The organism is Sinorhizobium fredii USDA 205, assembly GCF_001461695.1.
Lineage (GTDB): Bacteria > Pseudomonadota > Alphaproteobacteria > Rhizobiales > Rhizobiaceae > Sinorhizobium > Sinorhizobium fredii.
Map to the genome: position 1 here is coordinate 109,671 of NZ_AUTC01000001.1, position 20,703 is coordinate 130,373.

Below are 20,703 nucleotides of genomic sequence, written 5' to 3' on the forward strand. Positions count from 1 at the left end.
GACATGCAAGAGCTCGTTATCCGTCGCCCGGACGACTGGCATCTCCACCTACGCGACGGCGGCATGCTGCGCGGCGTCATCGGCGACACGAGTCGCCATTTCGCTCGCGCCATTATCATGCCCAATCTGGTCCCGCCGGTGGTAACCTCCGCGGATGCGGCCGCCTACCGCGAACGCATCCTCGCCGCCATTCCGGCCGGCGACCGGTTCGAACCGTTGATGACGCTCTACCTCACCGAAGGAACGGATCCGGACGATGTCGAGGCCGGTTACAGGAGCGGCCTCGTCAAGGCGGTGAAGCTCTATCCGGCCGGCGCGACCACCAATTCGCACAGCGGCGTGCGCGATATCGCCAAGGCGATGCCGGTTCTCGATCGCATGGCCGAGATCGGAATGCCGCTCTGCGTCCACGGCGAAGTGACGACGCCGGAGGTCGATATCTTCGACCGCGAGGCGGTGTTCATCGAAACGGTCCTCGATCCGCTGCGCCGGCGGTTGCCGGATCTCAGGATCACCATGGAACATGTGACGACGAAGGACGGCGTCGATTACATCAAGGAGCATGCGGCCAATCTGGCGGGCTCCATCACCACCCATCACCTGATCATCAATCGCAACGCCATCCTCGTCGGCGGCATCAAGCCGCATTACTACTGCCTGCCGGTCGCCAAGCGCGAGACGCACCGTCTGGCCTTGCGCGCTGCTGCGGTCTCAGGGGACGTGCGGTTCTTTCTCGGCACCGACTCCGCCCCGCATGTCGATCCGCTCAAGGAATGCGCCTGCGGCTGCGCCGGCATCTACACCTCCATCAACACGATGAGCTGCCTTGCCCATGTGTTCGAGGAGGAGGGCGCGCTCGACCGGCTCGAGGCCTTCACCTCGCTGAACGGCCCGGCCTGGTACGGCCTTCCGGCGAACGAGGAAACGATCACGCTGCGCAAGGCCAACGAGCCGGTCCGCCATCCCGCCAAGATCGAGACCGAAGCCGGTCTGATCACGGTTTTCGACCCGCTGTTCCCGCTCTACTGGGCCGTCGTCTAGTCGTTTGATTTTGAAGGAGAGGTCATGTTTTCGAATGCATTCACCGACAAGACGGTGATGGCCGAGCTGGTCGCGAAGATGCTCTGGGAGATCAAGGCGGTGCACTTTCGCGCCGACCAGCCCTACAAGCTCTCCTCCGGCATGGCGAGCCCGGTCTATATCGACTGCCGCAAGCTGATCTCCTATCCGCGCATCCGCTCGGCGGTGATGGACTTCGCCGCCGCGACCATCCTCAGCGACGCCGGCTTCGAGCAATTCGACGTTGTCGCCGGCGGCGAGACGGCCGGCATTCCCTTTGCGGCCATGCTTGCCGAACGGCTCGGCCTGCCGATGATCTATGTGCGCAAGGCGCCGAAGGGACATGGCCGCAATGCCCAGATCGAAGGACATATGCCGGAGGGCGCGCGTGTGCTGGTGATCGAGGACCTGACGACCGCCGGCGGCTCGATGTTCAAGTTCATCGATGCTATCCGCGCCGCCGGCGGTGTTGTCGAGCACGGCATAGCGCTCTTCTACTACGACATTTTCCCGGAAGCGCGGGGCAACATGAAATCCAAGGGCGTCGACCTGCATTACATCGCCACCTGGCGCAATGTACTGGCGGTGGCCCGCGAGCAGGCGCTGTTCGACGAAAAGACGCTGAACGAGGTGGAAGCCTTCCTCAATGCGCCGCTCGCCTGGTCGGCCCGCAACGGCGGCGTCGGCACGCTCGCCGCCCAGTGAGCCCGGCGACGCCGGGACGCTGATTTTCTGGTCGGTAGTTTCTATGGGAGAACATTCATGATCGTTTGCTGCGGAGAGGCCCTGATCGACATGCTGCCGCGCGAGACCGCGGCCGGGGAAAGCGCCTTTGCGCCCTATGCCGGGGGGGCCATCTTCAACACGGCGATCGCGCTTGGAAGGCTCGGCATTCCGACCGGCTTTTTCACCGGTCTGTCCGACGACATGTTCGGCGACATCCTGCGGGAGACGCTGAAGGCGGCGAATGTCGATTTCGGGCCTTGCGCCACGCTGCCGCTGCACACGACGCTGGCCTTCGTGAAACTCGTCAACGGACATGCGAGCTACGCCTTCTTCGACGAGAATACCGCCGGGCGGATGATCACCACGGACCATCTGCCGGCCTTCGGCGATTTCTGCGAGGCGCTGCATTTCGGTGCGATCAGCCTGATCCCCGAGCCCTGCGGCTCGACCTACGAAGCGCTGATGACGCGGGAGCATGAAAAGCGGGTGATCTCCTTCGACCCGAATATCCGGCCCGGTTTCATCAAGGACCGCGACGCCCATCTCGCCCGCATGAACCGCATGGCGGCGATGTCGGATATCATCAAGTTCTCCGACGAGGATCTCGCCTGGTTCGGCATGAAGGGGAGCCATGACACGCTCGCGGCCGAATGGCTGAAGCGTGGTCCCAAGCTGGTGGTGATCACCAGGGGCGCCGACGGCGCCGTCGGCTATACGAGGAACCACAAGGTCGAAGTCGCAAGCGAGCGGGTGACGGTCGTCGACACGGTCGGCGCCGGCGACACATTCGATGCCGGCGTGCTGGCCTCGCTGAAGCTCGACAATCTCCTGACCAAGGAACAGGTGGCCGACTTGAGCGACGAAGCGGTCCGCCAGGCGCTGGCGCTCGGTGCGAAGGCAGCGGCCGTCACCGTGTCGCGGGCGGGCGCCAATCCGCCGTGGAAATACGAGATCGGGCTCTGATTCCGGATGAACCCCTTTTTGCGAAGCGAAGGGTTCTCAACAAGAGCGGAGGAACGACGCGTGGTTTTCCGCGCGCTCGTTGGCAAGGGGTGAGATCCGATTGATTGGATCGCAACAGGTATCGCGGCGGGCGCTCTGCGAGCGGCAAGCCGATGCACCCCCCTCTGCCCTGCCGGTCATCTCCCCCACAAGGAGGGAGATTCGCGAGAGGCGCCGCCTTCTACCAAGGCCAGCTCCCTGGGTAGATTGGCATTGTTTCTCGAAGAGTGAACGAGGAGCCCACGTCTGGCCGATCTCCCCCCTTGTGGGGGAGATGCCCGGCAGGGCAGAGGGGGGTATCGACACTCGCTACCCCGCCCGCCCTGCCGCTGCAATCTGATCGCTTTCGGCTTTAACGTGCCGCCTTCAGAAGCGCGGCAACGAGGCCGGCGGTCGAGGAATCGTGACCCTCGGCGCTCTCCTTGCCTTCGACGACAGGCAGCAGACCGGTCGCCAGTTCCTTGCCGAGCTCGACGCCCCACTGGTCGAAGGAGTTGATGTTGAAGAGAGCGCCTTCGACGAAGACGCGGTGCTCGTAGAGCGCGATCAGGCGGCCGAGCGCGAAGGGGTCGAGCTGGTCGTAGACGAAGGTCAGCGACGGCCGGTTGCCGGTGAAGACGCGGTGCGGCGCTATTCTGTCCGCCTTCGCCTCGTCCATGCCCTTCGAGGTGAGCTGTGCCTTGGCTTCGGCCAGCGTGCGGCCCTTCGTCAGCGCTTCCGACTGCGCCAGGCAGTTGGCGATCAGCAGCTGGTGCTGGTGGCGCAAGTCCTTCTCGTGGCCGTTCGCGGCGATCATGAATTCGGCCGGAATGATGTCGGTGCCCTGGTGGATGAGCTGGTAGAAGGCGTGCTGGCCATTGGTGCCGGGCTCGCCCCAGACGACCGGACCCGTCGCGAATTCCACCGGCTTGCTGTCGAGCGTGACCGCCTTGCCATTCGATTCCATGTCGAGCTGCTGCAGATAGGCGGGGAAGCGCGACAGGCGCTGGTCGTAGGGCAGGATCGCCCGCGACGGATAGCCGAGCACGTTGCGATGGTAGAAGCCGATGAGCCCAAGCAGCATCGGAATGTTCTCGCGTATGGGAGCGGAGCGGAAATGTTCGTCGATCGCGTGTCCGCCGTCGAGGAAGCGACCGAAATTCTCCTTGCCGACGGCGATCATCAGCGGCAGGCCGATCGCCGACCAGATCGAATAGCGTCCGCCGACCCAGTCCCAGAAGCCGAAGACGCGGGCAGCGTCGATGCCGAAGGCGGCGACCTTGTCGAGGGCGGTGGAGACCGCCGCGAAGTGATTGCCGACCGCCGCCTCGCCAAGCTTGCCGGCGATGAAGGCACGCGCCGTCGCCGCGTTGGTCATCGTCTCGATCGTCGTGAAGGTTTTCGACGCGACGATGAACAGCGAGGTTTCCGGGTCGAGGAGCTTCAGCGTATCGGCGATATGGGCGCCGTCGACATTGGAAACGAAATGCAGCCGCGGACCGTCGTGGAAGGGGGCGAGGGCCAGCGTCGCCATCACCGGGCCAAGATCGGAGCCGCCGATGCCGATATTGACCACATCGGTGATCTTCTTGCCGGTGGCACCCCGCAAGGCGCCGGAACGGACGTCGTCGGCAAAGGCGCCCATCGCCGCCAAGACGGCGTTGACATCAGGCATGACGTCCTTGCCGCCGACGAGGATCGGCCGGTTCGACCGGTTCCGGAGCGCGGTATGCAGGACGGCGCGTCCCTCGGTGATGTTGATGATGTCGCCACGGAACATCGCGTCGCGCTTCTCCTCGACCTTGGCGGCTTTCGCCAGCGCCTCGAGGCCGTCGAGAATCTTGCCGTTCACGGCGCATTTCGAATAGTCGAGGAGGAGATCGCTGAGCCTCGTGCTGAAGCGCGAAAAGCGGTTCGGATCGGCCGCGAAGGCGGCACGGATATCGGTTGCATTGGTCTCGCGTGCAGTGGCTTTGAGGTTTTCGACAAGCGCTTTCATCGCAGGGCTCCTTGCATCGGAAATCGGCTGCGATAGCTAGTCGGTTTAGACGGGGCAAATCAAGGGCAGGTGTGCACTGCAGCGAAAAAAGGAGGCCGCTGCGCGCTGCCTTCGCATCTAATGTCGCCCAAATGTGAGGGGACCTGGGAGTGGTCTGCCCCTCACCCTAACCCTCTCCCCGCCTGCGGGGAGAGGGGACTTTGGAGTGAGGCGCTGCGACGAGTCCCCTTCGCCCCGCCTGCGGGAGAAGGTGGCGGCAGCCGGATGAGGGGCCTTCCCTTGGCTAACCTCGCAGGTCCTTGCGCAAGATCTTGCCGACATTCGACTTCGGCAGTTCGTCGCGGAACTCGACGTGTCTCGGCCGCTTGTAGTTCGTGAGGTTTTCGGCGCAGTGGCGCTTGACATCCTCTTCGGTCAGGTTCGGATCCTTGCGCACCACGAAGAGCTTCACCGCCTCGCCGGAATGCGGATCGGCAATGCCGATCGCCGCGCATTCGAGGATGCCGGGGTGGGTTGCGACAACCTCTTCGATTTCGTTCGGGAAGACGTTGAAGCCGGAAACGAGGATCATGTCCTTCTTGCGGTCGACGATCTTCGTCAGTCCGGCGGCGTTCATGAAGCCGATGTCGCCGGTGCGGAAGAAGCCGTCCGGCGAAATCGCCTTGGCCGTCTCGTCCGGGCGTTGCCAGTAGCCGGCCATGACCTGCGGGCCCCGGATGCAGATCTCGCCGATTTCGCCGGTCGGCAGCGCATTGCCGTTTTCGTCGCGGATTTCGACTTCGGTCGAGGGGAGCGGCATGCCGATCGTGCCGGTGAACTCGTCCGTGTCGAGCCGGTTGGCGGTGGCGACCGGAGAGGTTTCCGAGAGCCCGTAGCCCTCATGGATGGGGCAGTGCGTCATGGCGAGCCAGCGCTCCGCCACCGGTCGCTGCACCGCCATGCCGCCGCCGAATGTCAGGATCAGCGAGGAGAAGTCGAGCTTCTGAAACTCCGGGTTGTTCATCAGCGCGTTGAACAGCGTGTTGAGCCCGGGGAAGATGTTGGTCTTGTACTTGCCCAACTCCTGGACGAAGGCGGGAATATCGCGCGGATTGGGGATCAGGATGTTGTTGCCGCCGGTCGCGAGCCCCATCAGCGAGTTCACGGTCAGTGCGAAGATGTGGTAGAGCGGCAAGGCGCACATGAAAGTGAGGTTTTCCGGGCGCGGCTTGCGCAGGAAGGCTGTATTCAGCCAGATCTCCATCTGCGCCATGTTGGACAGCAGATTGGCATGGGTGAGGGTGGCGCCCTTGGAAACGCCGGTCGTGCCGCCGGTATATTGCAGGAAGGCGACGTCGCTAAGCCCGACATTCGGCTTCGCAAGCGCAAGCTTCTCGCCCTTGGAAAGAACCGTTCGGAAGGAGAGGTGGCCCGGCAGCGACCAGGCGGGGACGAGCTTCTTGACGCGGCGCACGACGAGATTGACGACGAGCCCTTTCACCCCGAGCATGTCGCCCATCGTCGCGACCACAACGTGCTTGACCTTGGTCCGGGCGACGACCTGCTCGACCGTATGGGCGAAATTTTCCAGGACGAAGATCGCCTTGGCGCCGGCATCGACCAGCTGGTGTTCGAGCTCGCGCGGCGTGTAGAGCGGATTGACGTTGACGACCGTGTAGCCGGCCCTGAGGATGCCGTAGACGATCACCGGGTTCTGCAGGATGTTCGGCATCATCACGGCGACGCGATCGCCCTTCGCCAGACCGAGCGACTGCAGCCAGGCGCCGATTCGGCCCGAATAGACGTTGAGATCGGCAAACGTCAGCGCCTTGCCCATGCAGGTGAAGGCGGGGCGCCAGGAATGCTGCGCGACCGCATGGTCGAAGAACTCGCCGAGCGATCGGTAGGGGAGCGGTCCGATTTCGGCGGGCACGCCCGGCGGATAGGACTTGACCCAGTTCTTCCCCGCGCCGGACCCCGCCTGCTGCATGCTTGCTTCCGCCATGATCTCTCTCCCTCTGGTGGCAACGAACGGCCTTGCTCACGGCGAAGAAAAATCCCTCCCGATCTTCCCTCGCGGTCTTCCCTCCTGCTCGAAGATGCTGCTTTTCCAGCGTCTCTTCAAGCACTAATCGGAATTATATAACTTTGACGTAAACGTCAATAACGCCGACGCAGATGCAGGGGCCGATTTTGCCGGGCAGGGAGGCACAAGCGCATCGAAATCTCCCTGTCATGTCGGTTCGCTAGACCCGTGGAAAACGATCACGGCAATTGTGAATTGATCCCGAACCAGCGCAATGATTTGGAGGCGCGGCCCTCTTTATGCCGAAAGCGCGCATCGAGGCGGGAGACGGGCTGGCAAGGCTGCGGGATTGTTGTAAGGTTCTTGAAAGACGGAGGACTACAGGTGCAATTGGGCAATCGTGAGCGAGAAAATCCCCCGGTGGAGCCGCGGCTCTTCGGGCAGCCTGCCCATTCGCGCTCGGCCCTCGTCCTGCCGATCTCGGCGGCCCGCTGGATGCTCGTCCTCATCCTGCTGGCTGGCGTCTATTTCTTCCATGGCTTCGTCGTGCCGGTGCTTGCCGCCGTCGTCATCGGCTTTGCGAGCTGGCCCATCTACCGTCGGCTGCTTCAGGCCCTGAACGGCAATCGCACCTTGGCGGCGACCATTGCCATCGTTTCCGTTATCGCCTTTATCGTCGTGCCCATCTCGATCGCCGCGGCCTATGCGGTGGACGAGGTGCGCGACTGGCTCGTCTGGGCGGTGGAAACCAACGTTAACGGGGCGCCGGTCCCGGCCTGGCTGACGACCATCCCGGTGGCGGGTGCCTGGCTTGGTCAGCAATGGGTGAAATATGTCGGGCATCCGGGCGCGCTTGGCGAACTGGTCCAGCTTGTCAGCGGCTCCAATATCGGCAACATCTACCGCGGTGTCCTGGTGATCGGCGCCTCTGCCTTCCAGTCCTTCCTGACACTGCTCTTCATGCTGATCACGCTGTTCTTCGTCTATCGTGACGGCCATTCCTTCTCGAAGCAGCTCGATCGGCTCGGCGAGCAGATTTTCCCGATGCGCTGGGAACGCCTGTCGCGTGTCGTGCCGCTCACCATCAGCTCGACCGTGACCGGCATGGGCATCATCGCGATCGGCGAAGGCATCGTTCTCGGCGTCGCCTACTGGCTGGCCGGCGTGCCTTCCCCCGTGACGCTCGGCATCATCACCGGCCTGATGGCGCTCATTCCGGGCGGCGCACCGCTCTGCTTCACTCTCGTGTCGATCTATCTGGTAGCAAGCGGCTCGCCCTTCCAAGGCGTGGCGCTCTTCATCTGGGGTACGACGGAGCTCTTCATCGTCGACAAGACGCTGCGTCCGAGGCTCGTCGGCGGCCCGATCAAGCTGCCCTTCCTGCCGACCTTTTTCGGCCTTGTCGGCGGCGTCAAGACGATGGGTTTTCTTGGTCTTTTCGTCGGTCCGGTGCTGATGGCGCTGCTCGTCGCGATCTGGCGGGAGTGGATGCACGAGGTAACGAACCAGCCGGAGCCGACGGCAAAGCCGATCTCCAGGGTCGACATCGCCGCAAAATAGGATCGCCAGCCTGCGGGCCGATCCTGCCTCTTCGGAGGCACCGTCGGGCCGCATGCCAGCGTCGTAGGAGTGAAACTTCTCTAAGGACCGAGTTCGAGAGATTGCATGCCCGAGATTGATCGTGACCCGGCAAGCCGCCCCGATCCCGATGCCCTGCTTGCGCTGGCCGAAAAGGGCGGGCGAGGGAAGCTGACGGTATTCCTCGGCGCCGCCCCCGGCGTCGGCAAGACTTACGCCATGCTGATGCGGGCGCAGCGTCTCAAGGCACAGGGCACCGACATCGTCATCGGACTTGTCGAGACCCACGGACGGAGCGAAACCGCGGTTCTGCTCGAAGGGCTCGAGGTCTTGCCGCGCCGCGAAGTCGCTCATGGCGGCCGTACCCTCCACGAATTCGATCTCGATGCCGCATTGGCGCGCCATCCGCGGATCATTGTCGTCGATGAACTCGCCCACACGAATTTCGGCGAGAGCCGTCATCCCAAGCGCTACCAGGATATCGAGGAACTGGTGGATGCCGGCATCGATGTCTGGACGGCGCTCAATATTCAGCACCTCGAAAGCCTGTCGGACATCGTCGTCCAGATTGCCGGCGTGCCCGTGCGCGAGCGCATACCGGACACGGTTCTGAACCGTGCCGACGAGGTGCTGCTGGTGGACCTGCCGCCGGCCGAACTGATCGACCGGCTGAAGGAAGGCAAGGTCTACCTGCCCGACAATGCCAAGCGGGCCGTGGACAATTTCTTCCGGCTCGGCAATCTGACGGCGCTGCGCGAGTTGGCGCTGAGGCGCACCGCCGACCGGGTCGACGACCAGATGGTCGACTACCTCAAGCAGAACGCCATAGAGGGTCCCTGGCCGGCCAGCGAAAGGCTCCTCGTTTGCATCGGCCCGGACCCGCTGTCGGAAAAGGTGGTGAGGACGGCAAGCCGGCTAGCCTCGGGCCTCAATGCCGATTGGATCGTCGTTTCCATCGAGCGTGCGGATCGCGAGGCGGCCGACGGCGAGGCGATGCGGCACCTCGACGAGACCTTCCGCCTTGCCGAGCAACTGGGGGCCGAAACGCGTCGGGTCGTCGGCAGCGATTTCGTCGAAGAAATCCTGAAGCTTGCACGGCGCGAGAATGCGACGCAAATCGTCATCGGCGCGCGGCGCCACCGGTTCCCGCTGAGCCTGTTCCGCGCTTCCTTGCCCGATGCGCTGGCCAAGCGCGTGGCGGGGATCGGTATTCATCTCGTTACCGGCAAGATCGAGCCGGCCGCCAAGCCAAGGTGGAGAGGCAAGCGGCGGCTGCCGGAACGGTTGGGTCGAGCGCTTGGCATAGCCGGCGGCACCGTCGGGCTGGCGACGGTGCTCGGCGTGCTGATCGAGCACTTCATCATCCTGCAGAATATCTCGCTTCTCTACCTTCTCGCAGTGCTCGCCTCGGCAGTCTATGCCGGTTACTTCGCGGCTCTGGCGGCCGCGCTGCTTTCCGTTGTCGCCTATAACTTCTTTTTCATCGAGCCGGTCGGCACATTCACGGTGGCCGAGCCGCACGAGGTCTTCGCGCTTCTTGTCTTCCTGGCTGCCGCGGCGCTCGCCGGCGGCCTTGCCTCGCGCATTCGCGAGCAGGCGAAAACTGCCAGAGGCCGGGCGACGGCAACCCAGGCACTCTACGACTTCTCCCGCAAGCTTTCCGGCACCGCCAACGCCGAAGACGTGCTGTGGGCGGCCGTCACCCACATGCAATCGACGCTGAGGCGCAACGCCGTCATGTTGCTGCCGGAGGACGGGGATCTCGTCTTGAGCGTGGCCTGGCCGCCGGACACCGAACTCAGCGTCAGCGACATGATGGCGGCGCGCTGGGCTTTCGAGAAGAAGGAGGCGGCCGGCAACGACACCGGCACGCTGCCGAACATCCCCTTTCAGTTCAGGCCGCTCACGAGCCCGCATGGCGTCGTTGGCGTTTGTGGCTTCCTGCAGGAGGACAGCCCCCTCGACATCAACGAGGAACGGGCCCTTGCGGCGATCCTCGACCAGACCGCCATCGCCGTCGATCGCGCGCGGCTGTCGCGTGAAAGCCTCGATCAGGCCGCCCAGCTCGAAGGCGAAAAGTTCCGTGCCGCCCTGCTTTCGTCGCTCTCCCACGACCTCACGACGCCCTTGGCGACGATCAGCGGCGCGGTGACGAACCTCCGCCAGCTTGGCGACGGTATGCCATGTGAAGACCGGGAGGACCTTCTGAACTCGATCGAGGAGGAAAGCGGCAGGCTGACGCACTTCGTCGCCAATCTGCTCGACATGACCCGGCTCGAGGCGGGGACGATCAATGCCAGGCGCGATTGGGTCGATGTGGCGGAAGTGGTGCATGACGCCGTGGAACGGGCGCGGAAATATTTTCCCGGCCGCGTTTTCGAGACCAGCATCGCCGCGGGCCTGCCATCGATGCGCGGTGACAGCGTCTTGCTCGGGCAGGTCCTCTTCAATCTGCTCGACAATGCCGACCGGTTCGGCGGCGACGAACCCGTCAGCATCTATGCCCGGCGGCAGGGCGACGAGGTCGTGCTGTCGGTGACCGATCTCGGCAAGGGCATCGCGCCCGCCGATCTCGAGCACGTCTTCGACAAGTTCTTCCGCAAGGGCAAGCCGGACAGCCGCTCGCTCGGCACGGGCCTCGGCCTTTCGATCAGCAAGGGCTTCGTCGAGGCGATGGGCGGGCACATCAAAGCGGAGAGCCCGGCGCTGCGCCGCCGCGGCACGCGGATTTCCATGCGCTTCCCGGCTGCCGAAGCGGAGCCCTCGAACTGAGGCGAGGCCGCCATATAGCCATTGCCGTGAAGTTGTTTTATGACGGACTGCAATCATAGATTTGTATGGGCCGGATTCAACGAACATGAGTGTCCCTTCGGACGGCGGAGAGGCTGACAGACCGGGCGCGGACCGGCGCCCCATTGCGGCGCGCGACAGCGGCTTCGCACGCCGCTTGACGGGGCTGCTCCTCAAGACGTCGATCACGCCGAACGAGATTTCGCTGCTGAGCATCGGCTTCGCCGCGATCGGCGCCGCTGCTCTCGTCTTCGCGACGCGATGGCCGCTCCTTTATCTTGTCGCCGTCGCCGGTATCCAGGTGCGGCTGCTCTGCAATCTCCTTGACGGCATGGTGGCGGTCGAGGGCGGCCGCGGCTCGCCGGTCGGCGCGCTCTACAACGAGTTTCCTGATCGCATTGCCGACACGCTGCTGATCGTCGCGCTCGGCTACGCCGCCGGCGTCGGCTGGCTCGGCTGGGCGGGTGCCCTTGCCGCGGCGCTGACGGCCTATGTGCGGGTCTTCGGCGGATCGCTCGGCCAGGCCCAAGACTTTCGCGGTCCCATGGCCAAGCAGCACCGCATGGCACTGATGAGCCTTGCCTGCGTTCTGGCGCTCGGTGAGGCACTGCTGACGACGGAGCGCTTCGTGCTTTATTCCACCGGGTGGATCATCCTGGCCGGGGCGCTCTTTACCTGCTGGACCCGCACCCGGGCGATCGTCTCGCGCATCCCGGGAGCCGCAAAACCGTGATCGATCTGGTGTTGATTGGCCTCACGCGGTTCATCGTCGGCGGGCAGGCGCAATGGATCGGTGCCTCGCCGGAGACGCGCCAGCGCATCTATTTCGCCAATCACGCCAGCCATCTCGACACGCTGCTGATCTGGTCGGCCCTGCCACGACCGTTGCGCGGCACAACCCATCCGATCGCCGCCGCGGATTATTGGGGCAGGGGCAAGGTCCGGCGCCACATTGCGCTCAAGGTGTTGAATGCCGTGCTTGTCGATCGTGCCACGCAGGGTCCGCCCGGCGCGGCGCTCGCCCCCTTGCGCGGCGTGCTCGCCGAGGGCGAGTCGCTCGTTCTCTTTCCCGAGGGCACGCGCGGCACCGAGCGTCTGCCGGGGCCGTTCAAGAGCGGTCTCTACTGGCTGTCGCAGGAATTCCCGGAGGTCGAACTGATCCCGACCTATCTGGACAATCCCTCGCGCGCCTTCCCCAAGGGAACCTTCCTGCCGGTTCCGATCAGTTGCACGGTTCGCTTCGGCGCACCGCTCCTCAGACGTCCCGGGGAAGAGAAGGAGGCGTTCCTCGAACGCGCCCGCGCCGCCGTCGGTGCGTTGGCTTCGGATCCGGTTCTATGAGGCTGCCATGTCGTTGACCGACAAGCTGTTCATTCTCTTCGGCGGAATTTGCGCGCTGCTCGGCATCGCCTCGGCGATCGGCTTCGCATTGTCACGCAAGGTGACCTCCGAGAACGGCCGGGCGACGGTCGACAATCTCAACGCCCGCATCAAGGCCTGGTGGGTGATGGTGGCGATCTTCGCGTTGAGCTTCGGCCTCGGCCGGGGCGTCACCGTGGTGCTTTTCGCGCTCACCTCCTTCTATACGCTGCGCGAATTCATTTCGCTGACGCCGACGCGCGGTGCGGATCACCTGCCGCTGGTCGCCGCCTTCTACGTGCTGCTACCGCTTCAGTACTGGCTGATCTGGACCGACTGGTACGCGCTCTTCACGATCCTGATACCCGTCTATGGTTTCCTTCTCCTTCCGAGCCTTGCGGCGCTGAAGGGCGACGCCGAGCAGTTCCTGCTCCGGGTGTCGCGCATCCAATGGGGCCTGATGCTGACGGTCTACTGCATCAGCCACGCGCCGGCCCTGTTGACGCTCGACATCCCCGGCCGTCCGCGCGAGGGTTTTCTGCTGCTGTTCTTCCTGATCACCGTCGCGCAGTTCAGCGACGTGATGCAATACGTCTTCGGCAAGCTGTTTGGCCGGACGAAGGTGGCGCCCGTCGTCAGCCCCTCGAAAACCGTCGAAGGCCTGGTCGGCGGCGGCCTCACCGCCGTCGCCGCCGGGGCCGGCCTCTGGTGGATAACACCGTTCACGCCGCTTGGGGCCGCGGCCATGGCGCTCGCCATCGTCGCCATGGGCTTTCTCGGCGGCCTGTCGCTGTCGGCCGTCAAGCGCTCGATGGGGGTCAAGGACTGGGGCACGACGATATCCGGCCATGGCGGCGTGCTCGATCGCATGGATTCGCTGAGCTTCGCGGCGCCGGTGTTCTTTCATCTGACGCGGTATTTTTATACGTGAAGCTCCTAGCAAGCTTGAGGCGCTTCAGAAGTTCCGCGAGTCACAAGCCCTTGCATCCCGTTTATGCGAGTTCGTCCACCGTGATACCGAGAGCGGCCGCTATCTTCTTCATCGTCTCAAAGGTGCCGTCGCGGCTGCCGCCCTCGATTTGAGAAAGGTACGCCGGGCTGATATCGACCTTGGCCGCGAGTTCTCGGAGGGTTAGTTTCCTGTACTCGCGCCAGACCTTCACCTTGCTTTCGCCATCAAGGATGCGGTTGACGATATCGGCGGGGATCAACTCTTCTTCGCCGCGAGCTAGGCGCTCATTGATCCGCTTTACGTCCGCGACGTCTTCGGCGTCCTCGGCAGCCTCTGCGGCATGCAAAAGCATCTTGTATTCGTCCTCGGCCATGACGACCATTCGGTCGCCGGCCGGGGTAGTGATGAACTGTAGTACCATGGGGTAGGCCCTCCTAGTCGTATGCGCCGCCGCGCGGGGCGATCTTCTTGATGGCGATGATTTCGCCGTCTTCCGTAAAGATAACGCGCCAGTCTCCGACCCGAAGCCGATGTGTACCTTGCAACCCTTTCAGTGCCTTGATGTTGTTAGCGAGACTTGCCGGGTCCGATGCATATTGCTCGATTTTCGAGCGGATCCGCTTGGCAACGTTCGCGGGAATTTGTGTCAAGGTTTTCAGCGCTTCACGGGTGTACCGGATCGTTTTCATGTTTACATGTTAGCTAAATGCAAACATTTGCGCAATCAAATGTTTGCATTTAGCTAACATGGGTCAGACGATTTCGCCGAGAACCACTGATTGCCTTGGCGTCATGACCCGGGATTGCGGCGCAAATGCCTTGGTGCTCCATTGGTTCCAATGTGGTTCCACGATGAGCGGTGGTCCGAAAGCCTCGACAGGCATTGCGCACAACGTCTTGAAATTAAATAGGAAAATGGTGCCGCTTACGTGACTCGAACACGTGACCCCATCATTACGAATGATGTGCTCTACCGACTGAGCTAAAGCGGCATAAAGACATTCCGCGGTGGCCGCGGAACGAATGTGAGGCGCTGATAAACGCAAAGCGCCGAGATTTCAAGCCATCAGTTTCGAGAACTTGAAAATTCCTTCGGCGCGTCGAGGGCGGGCGGGAAAGCGAGCCCGAGGCGGGCGCGGGCGGCGTCGTATTCGCGCTCCAGCCGGTCGACCAGTTGCGCGACCGTGCTGATCTCGCGGATGGCGCCGATACCCTGGCCGCAGCCCCAGATGTCCTTCCAGGCCTTGGCCCCGTCGACGGCGTTGCCGAAATCCATCTTTGACGGGTCGGCTTCCGGCAGGCCGTCCGGATCCATGCCGGCGGCGCGGATCGAGGCCTTCAGGTAGTTGCCGTGAATGCCGGTGAAATAGTTGGAATAGACGATGTCGGCGGCGTTGCTGTCGACGATCATCTGCTTGTAGGCATCGCTGGCGCGGGCCTCTTCGGTGGCGATGAAGGGGGAGCCGATATAGGCCATGTCGGCGCCCATCGCTTGCGCCCCGAGGATCGCGTCGCCGGTGGCGATCGCGCCGGAGAGCAGCAGCGGCCCATCGAACCAGGCGCGGATTTCCTGGATGAGCGCGAAGGGCGACAGCGTCCCGGCATGGCCGCCGGCACCCGCGGCAACCGCAATCAGCCCGTCGGCTCCCTTGCGGATCGCGGAGTTCGCATGGCGGTTGTTGATGACGTCATGCAGCACGATGCCGCCATAGGAGTGGATCGCGGCGTTGACCTCCGGGACGGCGCCAAGCGAGGAGATGACGATCGGCACCTTGTATTTGACGCAGAGCATCAGGTCCTGCTCGAGCCGGGTGTTCGACTTGTGGACGATCTGGTTGACGGCAAAGGGTGCCGCCGGCCGGTCGGGGTGCTTGATGGTGTGGTCGGCGAGCGTTTCGGTGATCTCGGCGAGCCATTCGTCGAGTTGCGCCTGCGGGCGGGCGTTCAAGGCCGGAAATGCGCCGATGATGCCTGCCTTGCATTGTGCAATCGTCAGCCGGGGATGCGAGACGATGAAAAGCGGTGCGCCGACGACCGGCAGTCTCGTCGTTCCGGACAGAATGGGCGGCAACGGCATCGGGTCTCTCTCCATCCCAGTTTTTTTGACGTTTGCGTAAACGTCAATGTAGATAGCAGCAATGGCCGCGCTTGCAAAGAGCGGTCTTTCGCCGCGGAATTTGACGGGTCGAGCGCCTTTTCCCCGGGGCAAGACCGGCCGGCAGCGCCGGCGGACTTGCAGATTCCGCAAGCAGCGGTTACCCAATCGTTAATAAAACCAATGGCGTGCCGCGGGAAGAGGCGTGGCCCGCCAAGCGTCTGCCCTTTGGCGGCGTAAGGCTTCGGTGTGCAGAAGGATTGGATGTGAGCGGACTCGAGACGGCGATCAGGAATGCACTGGAACGCTCGGAGCGGAGCAATGCGGAAGTCCGCGCGCGGATCTATCAGTCGGCCCGCCAGGCGTTGGAAAATGGCCTGAAGAAGCAGGAAATCGAGGACCCGGAAATCATCGCCAAGCAGCGCCACCGGTTGGAGGCGGTCATTCACGCGATCGAGACGGAGGAGCGTGCGGCCTTGAAGGCGCGGGTCGCCTCCCCGGTCGTCAGCCTCGCAGACGTGAAAGCCAAGGGCGATGTCGCGGGCTCGGCGCCTGCCGGCGCGGCCGCCGCGGCGCGGCAGGAGCCGGGCTTCCAGGCGGAGGCGCGGCCGGCGTCGACCGCGGACGGCGGTCTCGGCGCGCTTGGCGCCCTGCGCCCGGAGCGCGACGGCCCGACGCCTGCCGCACAGCCCGTGACCGATGGCGAAAAAACCGCCGACGTGGCAAGGTCCGGCTCGATCGCGCCGGATCTGGGTGTTGCCGACAAGCGTCCCCGCAAGCGCCGGCGCGGCCGGTTTCTCTCCTTCCTCATGGTCGTCGCCACGCTTGCCGCGGCGGTCGGGGCGGGTGTCTGGTGGGTAGAGACCAACGACCTCTTGAAATCGCCCGCCGAGCGCGACACCAACGTCGCCAATCCGCCGGCCGTCGTGGAGAGCGAGGACTTTCCCGGCGCGGCCGGGTTGCCGACCCTCGGCGCGCAAGAAGGTTTCTCAGGCGAGTGGATCGAGATCTTCGCGCCGACGGATGCGGCGGCTGTCACACCGGCCGCCCGCGCCAAGGCCGAGCCCTTCGACGACGACGGTGGCGAACGGATCCGGTTGACGTCGGCGGCTGCGTCGAAGGACGGCGAGGTGGCGATCGACATTCCCGCCGATGTGCTTGCCAAGCTCTCGGGCAAGTCGTCGACGCTGGCGCTGAGCGTCCAGGCGCTTCCGGGCAACACGACGGAGTTCTCCGTCGAGTGTGATTTCGCGGCGCTTGGCGCCTGCGGTCGTCATCGCTTCACCGCGCATGACGAGCGCGTCGACATGCTGTTCAAGATCGGCTTCGAGGATGGTCTTGCGCCGGGCAGTTCCGGGAAATTGCTGATCAACAGCGACGTCAGCGGCGCCGGCAACAGTCTGGACCTCTTCGCCATCCGCGTGCTGCCGGGACAATGAGCCGGCGTCGCGCGATCACCTGAGGAAGCCGGGTCCGGAGCCGATGATCTTGTCGTCCACCTTGCCGATCGCCGTCTTGTCCTTGCCGTCGTAATCGAGCTTTACGAGCATGTGACGGATCAGGTTGATCCGGGCGCGGCGCTTGTCGTTGCCGCGGATGACGGTCCAGGGTGCATGGTCCGTATGCGTTGCCTTCAGCATCCGGTCGCGCTTGTCGGTGTAGTCGTCCCATTTCGTCAGCGCCGCTATGTCCATCGGCGACAGTTTCCAGATCTTCAGCGGATCGTGCCGGCGGTCGTGAAACCGCTTCAATTGCATCTCCCGGCCGATATTGAGCCAGAACTTGAAGAGCTGGATGCCCTCGTTGACGACCATTTTCTCGAAACGCGGCGTCTCCTTCAGGAAATGTTCGTATTGATCCGGCGTGCAGAAGCCCATCACCGGCTCCACGCCGGCGCGGTTGTACCAGGAACGGTCGAAGAGAACGAATTCGCCGGCCGTAGGAAAGGTCGAGACATAGCGCTGGAAATACCATTGTCCACGTTCGGTCTCGGTGGGTTTGGTGAGTGCCACGACGCGCGCGGAACGGGGGTTCATATAGGCGGTCGTCGCATGGATCGCGCCGCCCTTGCCGGCTGCATCGCGCCCCTCGAAGACGGCCATGACGCGCTTGCCGGTTTCCTGCATCCAGAACTGGACCTTGACGAGCTCGATCTGCAGTTTCGTCAGCGTTTCCTCGTATTCCTCCTCGCTGAGCTTCTTGTCGTAAGGGTAGTCGTCGGAGGAAAAGGCATCGTCGTCGATCCATTTCGGCAGGTCCGGATTGTCGATGTCGAACTCCCGCGCCTTGCCGCCGATCGCAAGCTCGACCGCCCGGCTTCCCGGCGCGCCCGCAGCTGGTGCCTGTTCGAGGGCCATGTGCCTTCCTCCCGTTGACGTCGATTTCGCTACAGCGCCGTGCGGCGTTTCAGGGCCGCAAAGGTCGCTGGCATTTTGGATGCAGTGGAGGAGGCCATAATTACATTGCAGATTCAAGCATGTCGTGAAAATCATGTCATGAAGCGCCGCTATCTCTGCCCTCGTGGCCGGAGTGGTTGGCCGGAATGCTTGAGGCGATTTCCGGCCGGGACCTCTCCACCTTCGCGGGTACCGCCACGCTTGTATCAAGTGGCGCGACGTTCCCCATGGTTCAGGAGGCGGCAAATTGGAGAGCGAGGGTATCGTCTTGGATGGCGCGAAGGTGTTCTGGCAGGGCCTCAAGCCGAAACTGAAGGCAGAGCGCGGGATTCTCGGCCTCTCCATCGTGCTTGCCGTCCTCGCCGCCCTCGCCGGTATCCATATCCTGGCGGTGCTTCCCTTCTGGATCGTCCTCGTGGCAGCCCTTCTCAAACGAAGTATCCCATCGGCAGAGCCGATGCCGGAGGCGGCGCCGAGGGTAACGGAGACGCGAACCGACTCGTTGATCCCCGTGCTGAATGCGCTCGATATGCCGGTGCTCGTCATCGCCGCGGACGAGACCGTGCTTTTCCAGAACACCGCCGCTGAGAAGGTCTTCGGCACAATCCCCCCGGAAAGCTATCTTTCAGCGCGCGTCCGCTCTCCCGGAATACTCGACATGGTGCGTGAGACCATCGCGACGGGCAAGGTCAATCAGATCGAGCATTCTGAACGCCTGCCTTCGGATGCGGTCTATGTCGTGCGCGTCGCCCCGGCGGATATCGGCGGCGATGTTCAAAGCGGACGGGTCTTCCTGCTGACCTATCGCGACATCTCGCAGACCCGCCGCATCGACCGGATGCGATCTGACTTCGTCGCCAATGCCAGCCACGAGCTGCGCACCCCGCTCGCTTCGCTGCGCGGCTTCATCGAGACGCTGGAAGGGCCGGCGAAGAACGACACGAAGGCGCAGCAGAAATTCTTCGGCATCATGCACGAACAGGTCACCCGCATGAGCCGCCTCGTCGACGATCTCCTGTCTTTGTCGCGGCTGGAACTGAAGTCGCACATTGCCCCGGAAGACTCGGTCGACCTGGTGCCGCTGCTCGGGCACGTGCGCGACAGCCTTCAGCCGCTGGCCAGCGATCTCGACGTGACAATCTCCCTCGACGTGCCCGAGGAGCCGGTCTTCGTCCAGGGCGACCGCGACGAACTGATCGAGGTCTTCGAAAATCTCATCGAGAACGCCTGCAAATATGGCCAGGAAGGCAAGAAGGTCGACGTGCGGCTGACCGGCAAAGGCGGGCAAGCGGAGGCCACGGTCAGCGACTACGGTCCGGGCATCCCGGCCGAGCATGTGCCGCGAATTACCGAGCGTTTTTACCGGGTCAATGTGGAGGCGAGTCGCTCGAAAAAGGGGACCGGACTTGGGCTTGCCATCGTCAAGCACATCCTGACACGCCACCGCGCCCGCCTGCTCATTCATTCCGAGGTCGGCAAAGGCACGGTCTTTACGGTCCGCTTCTGACACAAAAGCGATCCGACGGCTGAGATTATCAGAAATATCACAATATATTCAACGGCATAGACTGTCATAAATGTTTCATCGAACTGACATAAAACCTGTAGCCATCGGCGGCTAACTAGGGCAGCCGATCAGACGGCGATGAGAGCGCTGGATCCTTAGCGCACCAACACGAGCCCACTCCGGGAGAACATCTATGAAAGTCCTTAAGCTTACTGTAGCGGCGCTGGTTGCATCCGCCGCTTTCGCCGGTGCCGCAGCGGCTCGCGACCAGATCCAGGTCGCTGGCTCCTCGACCGTTCTTCCCTATGCAAAGATCGTCGCCGAAACCTTTGGCGAGACGTTCCCGGACTTCAAGACCCCGGTCGTCGAGTCTGGCGGCTCTTCCGCCGGCCTAAAGGAATTCTGCAAGGGCGTCGGCGAAGACACCATCGACATCGCCAACTCCTCGCGCAAGATCAAGGACAGCGAAGTCGAAGCCTGCAAGGCCGCCGGCGTAACCGAAATCCAGGAAGTCAAGATCGGTTATGACGGCATCGTCTTCGCGACGGACGCCGGCAATGCCGACCTCGCCCTCAAGCCGGAACACCTCTACAAGGCGCTCGCCGCTGAAGTCGTCGTCGACGGCAAGCTCGCCGCCAACCCCTACAAGAAGTGGTCGGAAGTCGACGCTTCGCTGCCGGACGCCGAAATCGCCGCCTACATCCCGGGTCAAAAGCACGGCACGCGTGAAGTCTTCGAAGAGAAGATTCTCGCTGCAGGCTGCAAGGCCTCCGGCGCTCAGGACGTCATCAAGGCTGCCGTCAGCGATGAAAAGCAGCAGCACAGCAAGTGCGTTGCCGTGCGCAAGGACGGCCTCGCCGTCGACATCGATGGCGACTACACCGAAACGCTGGCCCGCATCGCCTCCAACAAGAGCGGCATCGGCGTCTTCGGTCTTTCGTTCTATGAAAACAACGCCGACAAGCTGAAGGTAGCGACCGTCAACGGCATCGTGCCCTCGACCGAGACGATCGCTTCCGGCGAATATCCGGTTTCCCGCCCGCTGTTCTTCTACGTCAAGAAGGCGCATATGGGCGTTGTTCCGGGCCTCAAGGAATATGTCGAATTCTTCATCGACGACCAGATGATCGGCCCTGACAGCCCGCTCGCCGAATACGGCCTAGTTGCTGCTCCGGACGCCGAGCGCGAAGAAATCCGCAAGGCTTTCGAAGCCGGCAACATGCTTTAATCAAAGACACGCCCCGGCGCGACCTTGC

17 protein-coding genes and 1 tRNA gene are annotated in these 20,703 nt (G+C 63.4%); 11 read left to right on the forward strand and 7 right to left on the reverse strand.

Annotation, left to right across the window (positions count from 1 at the left end):
* Nucleotides 1-3: 3 nt before the first annotated feature.
* From pyrC to N181_RS00520, 3 genes are read left to right on the forward strand one after another with little or no spacing between them, the layout of a single operon-like run.
* Nucleotides 4-1,041, forward strand: a complete 1,038-nt coding sequence (pyrC, locus tag N181_RS00510) for a dihydroorotase (RefSeq protein WP_037391836.1) — start codon at nt 4-6, stop codon at nt 1,039-1,041.
* Between the two features lie 24 nt (nt 1,042-1,065).
* Complete coding sequence (locus N181_RS00515; protein WP_037391838.1) at nt 1,066-1,764, forward strand: orotate phosphoribosyltransferase; 699 nt, start codon at nt 1,066-1,068, stop codon at nt 1,762-1,764.
* A 57-nt stretch (nt 1,765-1,821) separates the two neighbouring features.
* Nucleotides 1,822-2,748, forward strand: a complete 927-nt coding sequence (locus N181_RS00520; RefSeq protein ID WP_014327141.1) for a carbohydrate kinase family protein — start codon at nt 1,822-1,824, stop codon at nt 2,746-2,748.
* A gap of 391 nt (nt 2,749-3,139) precedes the next feature.
* On the opposite strand, the gene pgi is transcribed toward N181_RS00520, so the two are convergent.
* Nucleotides 3,140-4,765, reverse strand: a complete 1,626-nt coding sequence (pgi, locus tag N181_RS00525) for a glucose-6-phosphate isomerase (RefSeq protein ID WP_014327142.1) — start codon at nt 4,763-4,765, stop codon at nt 3,140-3,142.
* Nucleotides 4,766-5,048: 283 nt separating this feature from the next.
* On the reverse strand, nt 5,049-6,749 hold the full coding sequence (locus N181_RS00530; protein ID WP_050999872.1) for a long-chain fatty acid--CoA ligase: 1,701 nt from the start codon (nt 6,747-6,749) through the stop codon (nt 5,049-5,051).
* 405 nt (nt 6,750-7,154) lie between these two features.
* Between N181_RS00530 and N181_RS00535 the strand changes: the two genes are divergently transcribed.
* The 5 genes from N181_RS00535 (at nt 7,155) to N181_RS00555 (ending at nt 13,428) form a co-directional block, all read left to right on the forward strand.
* A complete protein-coding gene (locus tag N181_RS00535; RefSeq protein ID WP_037391839.1) occupies nt 7,155-8,330 on the forward strand; it encodes an AI-2E family transporter in 1,176 nt (391 codons plus the stop codon).
* A gap of 105 nt (nt 8,331-8,435) precedes the next feature.
* Nucleotides 8,436-11,120: a sensor histidine kinase gene (locus tag N181_RS00540; protein ID WP_014327145.1), complete on the forward strand. Its 2,685-nt coding sequence runs from the start codon at nt 8,436-8,438 to the stop codon at nt 11,118-11,120.
* A gap of 85 nt (nt 11,121-11,205) precedes the next feature.
* Complete coding sequence (locus N181_RS00545) at nt 11,206-11,871, forward strand: CDP-alcohol phosphatidyltransferase family protein (protein WP_014327146.1); 666 nt, start codon at nt 11,206-11,208, stop codon at nt 11,869-11,871.
* On the forward strand, nt 11,868-12,479 hold the full coding sequence (locus N181_RS00550; RefSeq protein WP_014327147.1) for a lysophospholipid acyltransferase family protein: 612 nt from the start codon (nt 11,868-11,870) through the stop codon (nt 12,477-12,479). Before N181_RS00545 ends, N181_RS00550 begins: the two co-directional genes overlap by 4 nt.
* Before the next feature lie 7 nt (nt 12,480-12,486).
* A complete protein-coding gene (locus tag N181_RS00555; RefSeq protein ID WP_037391841.1) occupies nt 12,487-13,428 on the forward strand; it encodes a phosphatidate cytidylyltransferase in 942 nt (313 codons plus the stop codon).
* Between the two features lie 61 nt (nt 13,429-13,489).
* Here N181_RS00555 and N181_RS00560 read toward each other — a convergent pair whose 3' ends face one another.
* The 4 genes from N181_RS00560 to N181_RS00575 all read right to left on the reverse strand — a co-directional run bounded on the left by N181_RS00560 (nt 13,490) and on the right by N181_RS00575 (nt 15,526).
* Complete coding sequence (locus N181_RS00560; RefSeq protein WP_307726166.1) at nt 13,490-13,822, reverse strand: helix-turn-helix domain-containing protein; 333 nt, start codon at nt 13,820-13,822, stop codon at nt 13,490-13,492.
* 61 nt (nt 13,823-13,883) lie between these two features.
* A complete protein-coding gene (locus N181_RS00565) occupies nt 13,884-14,138 on the reverse strand; it encodes a type II toxin-antitoxin system RelE family toxin (RefSeq protein WP_014327150.1) in 255 nt (84 codons plus the stop codon).
* Nucleotides 14,139-14,365: 227 nt separating this feature from the next.
* Nucleotides 14,366-14,441: transfer RNA gene (locus N181_RS00570), tRNA-Thr, on the reverse strand.
* Between the two features lie 74 nt (nt 14,442-14,515).
* A complete protein-coding gene (locus N181_RS00575) occupies nt 14,516-15,526 on the reverse strand; it encodes an NAD(P)H-dependent flavin oxidoreductase (RefSeq protein ID WP_014327192.1) in 1,011 nt (336 codons plus the stop codon).
* 284 nt (nt 15,527-15,810) lie between these two features.
* Between N181_RS00575 and N181_RS00580 the strand changes: the two genes are divergently transcribed.
* A complete protein-coding gene (locus N181_RS00580; RefSeq protein WP_037391917.1) occupies nt 15,811-16,983 on the forward strand; it encodes a hypothetical protein in 1,173 nt (390 codons plus the stop codon).
* 15 nt (nt 16,984-16,998) lie between these two features.
* Here the strand turns inward: N181_RS00580 and ppk2 are convergent, their stop codons facing one another.
* On the reverse strand, nt 16,999-17,901 hold the full coding sequence (gene ppk2, locus N181_RS00585) for a polyphosphate kinase 2 (protein ID WP_037391890.1): 903 nt from the start codon (nt 17,899-17,901) through the stop codon (nt 16,999-17,001).
* A gap of 286 nt (nt 17,902-18,187) precedes the next feature.
* Between ppk2 and phoR the strand changes: the two genes are divergently transcribed.
* Both phoR and N181_RS00595 read left to right on the forward strand, forming a co-directional pair.
* Nucleotides 18,188-19,447, forward strand: a complete 1,260-nt coding sequence (gene phoR / locus N181_RS00590; protein WP_037391892.1) for a phosphate regulon sensor histidine kinase PhoR — start codon at nt 18,188-18,190, stop codon at nt 19,445-19,447.
* 193 nt (nt 19,448-19,640) lie between these two features.
* Complete coding sequence (locus N181_RS00595) at nt 19,641-20,675, forward strand: substrate-binding domain-containing protein (protein WP_037391893.1); 1,035 nt, start codon at nt 19,641-19,643, stop codon at nt 20,673-20,675.
* Nucleotides 20,676-20,703 lie beyond the last annotated feature (28 nt).